The organism is Porphyromonas gingivalis ATCC 33277 (genome assembly GCF_000010505.1).
Lineage (GTDB): Bacteria > Bacteroidota > Bacteroidia > Bacteroidales > Porphyromonadaceae > Porphyromonas > Porphyromonas gingivalis.
Window position 1 is genome coordinate 1,344,902 of record NC_010729.1, and the last position, 12,681, is coordinate 1,357,582.

Sequence of the window (12,681 nt, forward strand, 5' to 3'; positions counted from 1 at the left end):
ACTATTCGTTGCGGAAGACGATTGACCCGTCTATGCAATCGATGAGGACGGGACGTGTACTGTCCACCGTATCGGCCAAGAGTGCCTTGCTCAGTTCGTTGAGGACGAATCGCTGCAGGACTCGCTTCACAGGACGCGCTCCGAACTGCGGATCATATCCCTCGCGAGCGGCAAAGGTTACGACAGCCTCCGTATAGTGGAGCACCACGTCGTTATCGGCCAGTTGGCGCACGATACCATCGAGCTGCAAGCGGACGATCTCGTAGATCTCCTTCTCGGTCAGTGGCGTGAAGACTATGGTCTCGTCGATACGGTTCAGAAACTCGGGGCGGATCGTATGCTTGAGTAGCTGCATCACCTCATCGGCCGTCCGGGCCGTGAGGGACCGGCGATTCTCCGCCGTGAGGTTCTGCATCCGCTCGCGAATGATGTCCGAACCGAGGTTCGACGTCATGATGATGAGCGTATTCTTGAAGTTTACCACATGCCCCTTGTTGTCGGTCAGGCGGCCATCGTCGAGGACTTGCAGCAATACGTTGAACACATCCGGGTGAGCTTTTTCTATTTCATCGAAAAGCACTACGGAATAAGGCTTGCGGCGAATGGCTTCCGTCAGTTGGCCACCCTCGTCATAGCCCACATACCCCGGAGGCGCACCGATCAGACGCGTGGCACTGAACTTCTCCTGATACTCGCTCATGTCTATTCGCGTAAGCATGCTCTCATCATCGAAGAGCAATTCGGCCAAGGCACGTGCCAACTCCGTCTTGCCCACCCCCGTAGTACCGAGGAAGATGAACGAACCGATCGGACGCTTGGGATCCTGAAGGCCTGCCCGGCTGCGACGGACGGCATCGGCCACGGCACGGATGGCTTCGTCCTGACCGATCACGCGCTTATGCAGCTCGTCCTCCAGATGAAGCAGCTTGTCGCGCTCGCTCTGGAGCATGCGGCTGACGGGGATACCCGTCCAGCGCGACACGATGTCGGCTATGTCGTCGGCCTCCACTTCCTCCTTGATCATGGAGCCGCCACGCTGCAATTCGTGCAGCTGTTGCTGTATCGTGTCGATCTCCGTCTCTTTCTGCTTGATGAGTCCGTAGCGTATCTCGGCCACTCGTCCGTAGTCGCCCTCTCGTTCGGCACGATCGGCCTGAAACTTCAGCTCCTCTATATCTATCTTGAGCTGCTGAATCTGATTGATCCGATCTTTTTCATTCTGCCATTGGGCTTTCTCCGAGGCCTCTTTCTCCTTGAGTTCGGCTATTTCCCTGTCGAGGAACTGTACCTTCTCCTCGTCATTCTCTCGCTTGATGGCTTCGCGTTCGATCTCAAGTTGCTTGATCCTGCGCGAGATCTCGTCCAGCTCCTCCGGCAGCGAATCCACTTCCATACGCAGACGAGCCGCAGCCTCATCCATCAGGTCGATGGCCTTGTCGGGCAGGAACCGCTCCGTAATGTAGCGGTGCGACAACTTCACGGCCGCAATGATGGCATCATCCTTGATCCGCACTTTGTGGTGATTCTCGTATTTCTCCTTCAAACCCCGGAGGATGGAGATGGAGCTTAGCTCGTCCGGCTCGTCCACCATCACCATCTGGAAGCGTCGTTCCAGAGCCTTGTCCTTCTCGAAGTATTTGCGGTATTCGTCCAGCGTGGTGGCACCGATGGCACGGAGTTCGCCCCGAGCCAGGGCCGGCTTCAGTATATTGGCAGCGTCCATCGCACCTTCGCTCTTGCCGGCTCCGACAAGGGTGTGGATCTCATCTATGAAAAGGATGATTTCCCCCTCGGCACCAGTCACTTCGTTTACCACGGCTTTCAGCCTTTCCTCGAATTCACCTTTGTATTTGGCTCCGGCGATCAAGGCACCCATGTCGAGAGAGAATATCTGCTTGTTGCGCAGATTCTCCGGCACGTCGCCACGCACGATCCTGTAAGCCAAGCCCTCGGCTATGGCCGTCTTGCCCACCCCCGGCTCACCGATAAGGATAGGATTGTTCTTGGTGCGTCGAGAGAGAATTTGCAGCACTCGCCTGATCTCGTCATCGCGACCGATCACGGGATCCAACTTGCCATCGCGAGCACGCTGACAGAGATTGACGGCATATTTCTCCAGTGCATTGTACTGTTCCTCCGCACTCTGACTGGTCACGTTGCGCCCCTTCCGAAGCTCTTCGATGGCCGACTGCAGAAGCTGTTCGGTGGCTCCGGCATCCTTGAGCAGAGTGGACGCCTCGCATCGCGTAGTCAGAATAGCTAGCACGATGTGCTCCAAAGAGACGTATTTGTCCTTCATCCGGTGCGCTGCGTCCTCTGCTACCTGTAGCACCTGGTTGGTCTCATGCGACAGATAGGGTTCGCCACCCGATACATGGGGCAGTTTCTCTATCAGTTTGTCCACAGCCGTGGCAATACTGCCCTTGTTCAGCCCCATCTTGGCAAAAAGGAAATCGGTCAGGCTTTCGCCCTGATCCATAACGGCCTTGAGCAGGTGCTGCGGTTCGATGGCCTGCTGTCCGTGCCGACGGGTCAGCTCCACAGCCTGCTGTAGAGCCTCCTGCGATTTGATTGTGTAGTTGTTAATGTTCATTGCTGTGTTTGTTGTTACCAGACAAAATCCAACATCCATGCCAACGCCTAAAGACTGACATTTTGTCCTTTTTTACGTTTTCCCCCTCCTACCGTTTATATCCAAAGCAAGGATTATTCATTATAACACATGGTATAAGAAAGAAAGTAAAGGTTCCATACAGCTTATATGACCTAATCGAATACCTTTGTCCGTGGAAAATCAAAAAATACCCTACTATGAAACTCAGAACATTAGTATTCGTGATCGTGGCTGCACTGGCAGTAGCGTTTAGCGCAGAAGCACAGAAGAAGACGGCGAAAAAACCGCTTATCGTCTATTACTCTCACAGTGGAAATACCCAAGCAGTGGCCGAACACATCCAAAAGGCTACCGGAGGCACACTCTTCCGCATAGAACCGGAGCAAGCCTACCCCGAAGACTACAAAGCCCTCGTCCAACAAGCCAAAGAGGAGCTGAAGAAAGGCTTTCGTCCCAAACTCAAAAAGTCCGTCAAGAACATAGCCGACTACGACGTTGTCTACATAGGTTCGCCCAACTGGATCCACACCTTGGCTCCTGCCGTAATGAGCTTTCTGGAGCAGCACAACCTCAAAGGCAAGACCATCATCCCCTTTGTCACACACGGCGGTGGTGGCATGGGCAAGTGTTTGGACGAAATGAAGCGACTGGCACCTCAAGCGACAGTCCTTGACGGCATCGTTATCGACGGCAAGAAAGCCAAAGAATCGGCCGAAGAAGTCCGCAACAGCCTGAAAGCGATGGGACAAATCAAATAACGACAACTGTCCCTACTTCAGACCACTGAGGAATGATAGAGGCAAGCTTTCCCCTACAAATCAAACACAAGCCCCCCACCCTCCTCGGTTCTTTTCCCCCACAAAAAGAGGCGCCATCGACGCCTCTCTTTTATACCCAATAACCACCAAATACGCACCAAAAAACTTTTCAACAACGAAGACAAGTTTGGAATCATTCTAAATAAACGACTGAAAAGAACTCCATTTTGACACTCAACAGATAAGCAAGCAAATATTTTCAGTCCGAAATCCGCTTTTCAGCAACCCATTCAACGATCTATATATAAAACATTTTCAATTTATATATAGATTGTTTTCGATTTATATACAAATCGTTTTCAATAAATATATAAATCAAAACTCGTTTATATATAAATCGCTCTCACAAAAAGGCCATCTGTGATATAAATAAGGCGTCCGCCATGTCGCTGTCGAACATGGCGGACGCCTTAACATATTTAGAGGGTTATCCCTCTACTACTCTCTTTTACACATCATCCACACGCCAATCCATTCTCCATGTACCATAACCTCACAATAAAAAACAGCCCACCGAACGAGCCAAACAGATCAGCATCACAAACAAGACGATCACACATACACTTCATCTATTTATCATTGATTCATAAACACTTACACCTCATCAAGAAGTCTTTCTTCTCCGCCACAAATGTAGCAAAAAAACCTAACCGCAAAGAATCGAAAACCACAAGAGCATAAAAACACACTCCGATCAACACAAAAAAAAAAATCTTCGTAAAACAAACTACCTGTTGTATCTTTGTGGATAAATTCACAAATTCAGTCCAATGGAAAATCAATTTTTAAAGTATCGGGAAAAGGTCAATACGTGTTTAGACGCATACGATTCTGTACATAACCAATTAGAAAAGTCTTTCAAAGGTAAATCAGCATCTATTAAAGCCTTAGCTCATCCATTCAAAAAGGGGCACTTTACGTTAGCCATTATAGGAAAAATGAGTGCAGGTAAGTCCTCCTTTATCAACGCTCTCCTAAAACGTCCGAATCTATTGGCAACAGGATATGGACAAACCACTTGTATGCTTACAGAGATAGTCCATAACGAAACAGAGGGATACAAAGTCTTTTTTGCGGATGGACACGAAAAATCTGTTAGCAGGACCGAATTACAAGAATACATGAAAGTACCTGACAAATATAGTGATCTACCGGTAAAACAGATTAATAAATATATTATTGAAGGAGAAACCACTGACCAGATTTGGGTACGAAAGCAAGAATTACAAGAGATAGCAGCGAGAGGAGATAAAGACTTCAGCAAAAAGCTACTGGAGGAATACGTTATCACTCATCCCAAAGCTGTTATTCCAGATAGGATCTGTATTTCTGTACCCCTTTCTGAAGATCTTCATGGCTGGAAGATCATCGATACTCCGGGTATTGACGCCGTAGGAGGTCTGGAAGACGAAACATTCGAGTTGCTCAACGGAAAAGATAAAAACGGGAATAATAAAGTTGATGCCATTATCTTTATCAACAGTACAGAAAATCGAATTGAAGATAAAACGTTTTGCAACTTCGTAAAAGAGACCATAGATGGCTTTACAGACGACATCAAACGGCGCACCTTCATGATTCGCACGCATGGAGCTGATCGCCGATATCTTCGCTCGAAAGAATCGGAAGAAGAAGCATGCAAAAAACTTTTTGTGAATGGTCTGAATTTGCCGGAAAGCTCCATATTTGTCGTTGATAGTCTCTGTTACATCTTATTAAAATATACGGAGGATGTATCCTTAGATCTTACAAATATTATTTCGAATATGCCCGAAGATTGGCAGGAATATTGGGATAAAAATGAATGTAAAAACGCCTGGTACGAAGTAGGCGATTTATAGAATACGCAGAAAAACAACTTAATAACAAGAAACAGAGCAAAAACCAAGAGACATTAAAAGAAACTATTAGCTCATGGGCGAACTTTGAGAAACTAATAGAGAAGCTAAACGATTTTGTCAAAACTGAAAAAGAACGTGCATATCAGGAGCTATTGAAAAAAATAAAAGATGACTTCAATGCATGGAAGCAACTTCTTAAAAAAAAACTCTCACCGCTCGAAGAAAATCTCGACGAAGTAGAATTAAAACGTTGGTTAGAACAAGAAAAAGCGAACCTTGACAAGGCGAAGCAAGAGATGAATACCAAGTTCCCTGACTTTCAAAGAAAATTTGGACGCAACGGAATCAACCAATACTTTTCCAAAGTGCAGGAGCAAGTTGGATCGCTATCCGGGGGATTAAACGACATGAGAAATCTTATGCGCCGTTATTTGAGCGAAGCCGACGATTGTAAAAAGCAAATACTTGATGACGTATCCAAATCTTTGGACGAAACGCTCAAAGATGCATTAAAAAAATTCGATGTAGAAGTGTTCACTATCGACTTTGACAACATAGCTCGTATGGCAAAGGAAGATGCTACGCATACAGAAATTGTTGGTTATAAAAAGAAGATAATCAAAGAAGAAGGACCTATAGGTTGGCTAAAACGACTCCTCTCTTTTAAGAAGCCCAATAGCGGGAATTTGAGAAGGGGATACAAAGAAGTAGACGACACCTCCCGTCCAATCTGTAGGACAAAGATTGATGAGACAGAAGCAGCAAAGAAATTCCGAACTGCAGCTATCAAAATATTTACAGAATCACTCGACCAATTTAAAAAAGCTATCGGCACGGAAATAGACAACATAGGGAAAGAAGTAAAGATAGAATTAGATAGACAAATAGAAAAAGCAAAAACAAGCTATGAACAAGCTTGCACAGTCTATAAAGAGAAAGAAGAAGAAACGAGACAAAGGATCGAAGATCTGAAAGAAAAAATACAAACAATAGATCATGCGATCACAATAATCAACGGATAGCACATAGCATAGATAACATGTATACATACCGCCAACATATAGAACAGGAGATACAGATGCTTGCTAAAAAAGTATTTTCCGAGGGAGTGACAGAAGAAGCCGCAGAACGCTTTATAGTCCAAGTAAAAAACTTTGCCGAAGATCAGCTGGAAAACTGGTTTTTTGAACGCTCAGAAAATCCTGCCATTGTTGTTGCAATGCGAGAAGACGAATACAGAGACTTCTCCATAGGATATATAGCACAAATGCGAGAATGGCAGCGTCAGCATCCGGCAAAAGTGGAGCATCAAGCACTTAGTATCGATACAGTTTGTAGTCTTGAACTATTCGATAAAGAAATGCAAGGCATTGCCAGGAAACATCTTATCGAAGCCGGAATCGGGACAATAACCTCTGTCGGAATTGGAATGATTGTCTCCGGCATGGCCGGTTTTATTATTGGACTAATTGCCGAGATGATTGTATTGGCCGTTGTTCACCGTCGATATCAAGCATCCAAAGAAGCAAAGGAAGCTTTCAGAGAGCAACAACTTAAGATGAAAATAGAAAAGCGTTGCCATGAATTAGTAAACAATGTGAGCGCAGACATCAGTGCATGGCTCGATGAGGCAGAAAAAGAGAGCCGAAAAATCGAAGAATCGTTTAGGAGAAATAAGCCATGAATCATAATAGCAAAAACGATACGGATGCCGAATCAGACACAATAAATGCACCATATATGCCTGAGGAATTAATTCCACTAGATAATATGCCGAGCATGAGCATCGCTAAAGCGGTGGATCATGTACAGATGATTTTGAATAAAAGTTATCTGCAAAATCTTTCGTCTTCTCCAATTGTACCATATAACGAAGAATATCCGGAAGAAAAAAAGCGTTCCATACGATGGTACCGGATCGATCGTATAGTATATGAGCAAGGTGTTTTTTTTACAGACAAATTTTCCATGCTTCTCAATGCCTTACATGGAGAAGCTCGAGAGTTGGTACTGCTCTTGCACAAGAATAATGGAGAGCGTATACAACTCTTCTTAGGTGCGAGTGATAAGAATACGGACAAGAATTTTTATGCCGGCGAAACCTTGAAGGCGTCCTTGGAGGGAATATTTCCGGGTATCCAAATAGAAAGAAAAAGTCCGAATGAACTCATTCGCTTTGACCAAAAAGCCGTCTCTGCGATTTCTGCCGCAGGATCTTTGAGGGGTGATCGAAAGGAGGGATTTGTACAGGGTCTGGAACGACTAATCAATGCCTCTGCAAACATTCCTTCTTTCACCGGTATAATGATTGCCGAACATATAAGCGAGATAGAACGGTTGAGTTTGGTCCATGGATATGAACAAATTCATACTATGCTTTCACCTCTGGCTTCTATCCAACTCTCAATGAATCGTGAGACATCCGAGACGCTCTCTGAAGGAGAAAGTAAAGCTATCAGCCGAACGCTTACCCAAGGCGTCAGTCGTACAATCTCTCACAGCTCATCATACAGTGAAACACTAACAAGTACCACCGGGGAGAATACAAGCGAGGGTATAACAAAAACCATTGGCGCGAATATTGGCCTGAGTTTCATCATACAAGCAGGAGGCTCTTATTCTTATAGTAAGCATAAGCATATAGGCAAAAACTCATCCCAATCAAAAAGTAATCAAACCAGCACAGGCCGTAGTGAAGCTGACGGTACCCATGAAGATATTAGCGACTCCACAACAGACGAAACTTCGAAAGGAAGATCCAGGACACAAGGTGAAGGAATGAGTGTCACATACAGACAAGAAAACAAAACGGCTACACAACTACTGGCAAAGATTGACAAGCAAATCGAAGAGCTGGATTCGTATGCCGCCATGGGATTTTGGAATTGTGCCACATATTTTATCACCCCAGAGAATACGACATCCCGTGAGCTGGCCAATATCTACAAAGGATGTATCATCGGAGAAGGAAGCAACCATAAGACGACTGCCATCAATATATGGAATAAAGAACGCAAGCAAGATGTAAAAGATATCACAGCTTACTTAGCAAACTTCGTTCACCCTCGTTTCTTTGTAGGGGAGGAATGGGCTAAACAAAACGTCTCTGCAGGATTGTTTGTTAATAGCCAAGATCTGGCCATCCATATGGCACTGCCACAAAGCAGTGTGCCGGGCGTCCAAGTAAAAATACGTGCTGCATTTGGTCGTGAGGTTATTGCTCAAGACAATAAAAACGATAGGGAGTCTATTCATTTAGGAAAAATCTACCATCTTGGACAGCTGGAAGAAAACACGCATGTACAACTTCATACAAACAGCCTTACGAAACATATTTTCGTTACAGGAAGTACCGGCTCCGGCAAATCGAACACGCTATACATCTTACTGAAAGAACTTATACGACAAGGGAAGAAAGTGTTAATTATAGAACCGGCTAAAGGCGAATATAAGCATGTATTCAAGGATGCTATGCTCTATGGCACTAACCCTGATCTGTCAAAGCTACTACGAATGAATCCCTTTTGCTTCCCGGATGGCATACGAATAGATGAGCATATCGATCGATTGGTGGAAATATTTAATGTATGCTGGCCAATGTATGCAGCTATGCCTGCTGTACTCAAAGACGCTGTCATTCGATCTTACGAAGCCTGCGGCTGGAATATGATCACATCCCAACCCCTCTATAAGGGATTATACCCAACGTTTACGGATGTGCTGCAAGAGTTGCGTACAGTTATCCGAAGCAGTGAGTATTCGGCCGATACCCAAGGTGATTACATTGGTGCCTTAGAAACACGTCTGCGTTCGCTAACCAATGGAATCAACGAAAAAATTTTCTGCAGCAGTGATACTATATCGGACAAAAATCTCTTCGATCAAAATGTGATAGTGGATCTTAGCCGGATTGGCTCGAATGAAACTCGTTCACTTATCATGGGTATGCTGATGTTGAAGCTGTCGGAATATCGTATGACACAAGCTAATGGCAAAATGAACCAACCCTTGCAACACGTGACCGTATTGGAAGAAGCTCATAATTTGCTTAAACGAGTCTCAAAGGAACAGACTCAAGAAGGAAGCAATCTACAAGGAAAATCGGTCGAAATGATTGCCAATGCAATTGCTGAAATGAGAACATATGGTGAAGGGTTTATCCTCGCTGATCAGTCTCCTACAGCACTCGATGATGCAGCCATTAAGAATACTAATACGAAAATCATCATGTCTCTGCCCGATGGAGATGACCGACGCATCGCGGGCAAATCGGTAGGACTGACAGATGAACAAATCGACGAAATCTCCAACATGCCAGTTGGTGTAGGCATTGTATATCAAAACAATTGGAGTGAGGCCGTCATGTGTAAGATCGATGAGTATGAAATGGAAGACAATGTGAGTCGCCCGACCGAACCTCATAACTTTCTTGAAGAACTAAAGCTATCGGCTCCATTGGTAAACCTGTTACTTTTACGTCAAGAAAAATATAATACTAATGAATTGCGTATTGCCATTAAGGCAGCCTCCATACGTACGACATTAAAGAAAGACCTTTTAGAACTCGTCGATAATTATGAGAAAGACGGACTTGCAGGTGTAAAGGCTTGTGCTCCCGATGAGTATCGAGCAGAATTAATCTATACATATTGTAGCAGGCAGTTTGGCTTCACTGAGGCTGCCCAACGTTACCAAAACAATGTAGGACTACTCATTGAACACTACAAGCAAGTTGCAAAACAGGTGTTTGACAATACCGTACCTGATGTTAATTTACTTGTCGGCTTTATGTCGCTTGTAGAAAAAAATTCTAATCCGACAATAGATTCACTGTGGCAGGAGTGGTGCAAATCAAACAAAATAGAAAGGTGAGCCATGATAGAAAATGCCATTGCTAAACAGGTAATAAAGCCACAAACTGAAACGTTTGCTCCACAAAAAACGGAATTTACCAAAGAAAATAGATGCGATGAAGCAGGAGCTAAGACTATAGAAACAACAACAAAAAAAGATGTAGAGAATAATACAGCAAATAACATAGAGGAGCAAGCCGGCCGGAAAGATTTGTCAGAAGCCTATGATGAAGGGAAAGTTGAGCATCAAGAGGTCAGAAATTCTCTACCAGAAAATCAGTTCCCTTCGATTGAAAAATGCCAAGAATGTTATTCTGATCCGGATAAAAAAGAAAAACTGATCCTTGGCGAAAAGAAAGATGGCAGTATGCTTCGCCACAATATGTCTCTAGCTATGGGTGATGATGCTAGAAACATAGATCCGAAAGATAGCCGTGCACATCATATTGTAGGAGATAATCTGCAGTCAGAACCAGCAAAAAGGGTTTTGGAAAGACATGATATAGATATCAATGCTCCAGAAAATGGAGTATTCTTACCCAATGACGAAAATAGTTCTTTGAAGGGAACTCAACATCGTGGAGACCATACAAAGGATTATTTTGAAAAAGTGAATGACCTACTTGCTCAAACAAAAACAAAGCAAGAGGTTCTGGAGATCCTACAATTTGTCAAGGAAAACTTATATGAAGGGAAGATACCATTACACAAAGAACATTTAATCAATAAATAGAGAAAGATGAAAATATATCGTATGACCCATCGCTCAGATGCTTGGAAGTCGATTCAGGTAGCTAATACTTTGATTGAAGAAGTATTGAATAATCAAAAATCCTTGGAGGCAGCAGATGGAGCCAAATGCTCTTGGATTGAAGATAAGACGAATTTAGAAGGTTTTGCAAATGCTCCATTCATCTTTGGCAGTATACCTGTAGTAGATACTCATGCATACAATGTCTTAGAACCATTCATGATGGGGATAAAGAGGAGCATCATTTCAGTTGCAGGTGAAGAGTATTACATTCTATTTTCCGAACGGCCTGATCCGAATCTTTTAGATGAAAAAGAGAGTTCCATTCGACGTTTCTCAAATGGTCGTATAATGGATATTAAACGTTATGTTTTTAAAACAGACAAAGTGCCGGCACTCTTTGGGATAACACAAAGACCATACTATCTTTTTGCAACTGATGATGTAGTAAATGCGATAAGAGAAGCCGGTCTGACAGGATTCGATTTTGAAGAATGTCATATTGCTAATACACATTAGTCTCGTCCACTCTTCTTGTGCCTAAGTGTAATAAACTTAACTTGTGTATGGCATGGGCTAAATGCTACTAAATTTCTTCTTTTATGAGACCTTTGCACGGCGATTGGCGTATATTTTGTTTGTTAATTCATTGTATAATAGGGAGTTATTTCGTATATTTGAGTATTAAAAACAGCATAATATTCCTCCCATGGCATACCAATCCAAGAATACCGATGAGCATGTAACATTTGCAGACGCACTCCTTTCAAAGCGTTATCGCAAAGCACAAAACGACTTCCTCAATCAGGTTGACACGCTTATCGATTGGCGTCCGATCAGGACGCTGATCAACAAGAAATACACGAAGCGACAAAATGCCATCGGCGCCCCGGCTTATGACGTGATTCTCTTATTCAAGATGTTGCTTTTGGAGACATGGTACAACCTCAGTGATTGTGCTTTGGAGGAGCGCATCAATGATTCGATCACCTTTTCCCGATTCTTGGGACTGAAGATGGAAGAGGTATCTCCCGACCACAGCACCATCAGTCGATTTCGTTCGGCACTGACAGAGTTGGGTCTCATGGACAAACTATTGGCGCAGTTTAACAAACAACTTTCGCGCCATCACATTTCGGTAAGGGAAGGGGTGCTTGTCGATGCAAGCCTTGTGGAGACGCCGCATAAACCCAACGGAACCATTACGATTGAAGTCGCAGACGACAGAGAAGACAATCGGAGCGAGGAGGAAAAAGAGGCAGAGGAGGATTATCAAAAACAGGTTGTCCGCCGGCGTAAAGGGACGGATGAAGAAGCCCGTTGGGTTTACAAACAAAAGCGTTATCACTACGGATACAAAAAGCATTGTCTGACCAATGTTCAAGGCATTGTTCAAAAGGTGATAACAACTGCAGCGAACCGCAGTGACACGAAGGAGTTTATTCCGCTATTGCAGGGTGCAAACATACCTCAAGGCACAGCCGTCTTGGCGGACAAAGGATATGCTTGCGGGGAAAATCGTTCCTACCTGCAAACCCATCACCTTCAAGACGGCATTATGCACAAGGCACAACGCAACAGGGCATTGACCGAGGAAGAGAAGCAACGAAACAAAGCAATCGGTCCGATACGGAGCACCATCGAACGCACCTTTGGCAGTATTCGCCGGTGGTTTCATGGCGGACGATGTCGATACCGGGGACTTGCCAAGACCCATACTCAAAACATTCTTGAAAGCATCGCCTTTAATTTATACAGAACCCCGGGGATAATTATGTCCTCATCTCTAGGATAAGGTATAACC

Annotated in this window: 9 protein-coding genes; 8 read left to right on the plus strand and 1 reads right to left on the minus strand. The window is 44.4% G+C overall.

What is annotated here, in order from left to right:
- Window position 1 precedes the first annotated feature (1 nt).
- Window positions 2-2,593: an ATP-dependent chaperone ClpB gene (clpB, locus tag PGN_RS05810; RefSeq protein WP_012458105.1), complete on the minus strand. Its 2,592-nt coding sequence runs from the start codon at window positions 2,591-2,593 to the stop codon at window positions 2-4.
- A 218-nt stretch (window positions 2,594-2,811) separates the two neighbouring features.
- Here clpB and PGN_RS05815 point away from each other — a divergent pair, with 218 nt between their 5' ends.
- The 8 genes from PGN_RS05815 (at window position 2,812) to PGN_RS05850 (ending at window position 12,672) form a co-directional block, all read left to right on the plus strand.
- Complete coding sequence (locus PGN_RS05815; protein WP_012458106.1) at window positions 2,812-3,372, plus strand: flavodoxin; 561 nt, start codon at window positions 2,812-2,814, stop codon at window positions 3,370-3,372.
- Window positions 3,373-4,202: 830 nt separating this feature from the next.
- Complete coding sequence (locus PGN_RS05820) at window positions 4,203-5,273, plus strand: dynamin family protein (protein ID WP_039417152.1); 1,071 nt, start codon at window positions 4,203-4,205, stop codon at window positions 5,271-5,273.
- Window positions 5,274-5,425: 152 nt separating this feature from the next.
- Window positions 5,426-6,295 (plus strand): hypothetical protein, encoded by an 870-nt coding sequence (locus tag PGN_RS05825; RefSeq protein WP_012458108.1) that lies wholly within the window; start codon window positions 5,426-5,428, stop codon window positions 6,293-6,295.
- Between the two features lie 56 nt (window positions 6,296-6,351).
- Window positions 6,352-6,957 carry a hypothetical protein gene (locus PGN_RS05830; protein ID WP_143733422.1) on the plus strand — a complete coding sequence of 202 codons (606 nt, stop codon included), beginning with the start codon at window positions 6,352-6,354 and terminating at the stop codon, window positions 6,955-6,957.
- Window positions 6,954-10,145, plus strand: a complete 3,192-nt coding sequence (locus PGN_RS05835) for an ATP-binding protein (RefSeq protein ID WP_012458110.1) — start codon at window positions 6,954-6,956, stop codon at window positions 10,143-10,145. Before PGN_RS05830 ends, PGN_RS05835 begins: the two co-directional genes overlap by 4 nt.
- A gap of 3 nt (window positions 10,146-10,148) precedes the next feature.
- A complete protein-coding gene (locus tag PGN_RS10545; RefSeq protein WP_012458111.1) occupies window positions 10,149-10,859 on the plus strand; it encodes an AHH domain-containing protein in 711 nt (236 codons plus the stop codon).
- A gap of 6 nt (window positions 10,860-10,865) precedes the next feature.
- Window positions 10,866-11,396: a hypothetical protein gene (locus PGN_RS05845; RefSeq protein ID WP_012458112.1), complete on the plus strand. Its 531-nt coding sequence runs from the start codon at window positions 10,866-10,868 to the stop codon at window positions 11,394-11,396.
- 190 nt (window positions 11,397-11,586) lie between these two features.
- Entirely contained in the window at window positions 11,587-12,672 is a 1,086-nt protein-coding gene (locus PGN_RS05850) for an IS5-like element ISPg8 family transposase (protein ID WP_012457179.1), read from the plus strand.
- Window positions 12,673-12,681: the final 9 nt, after the last annotated feature.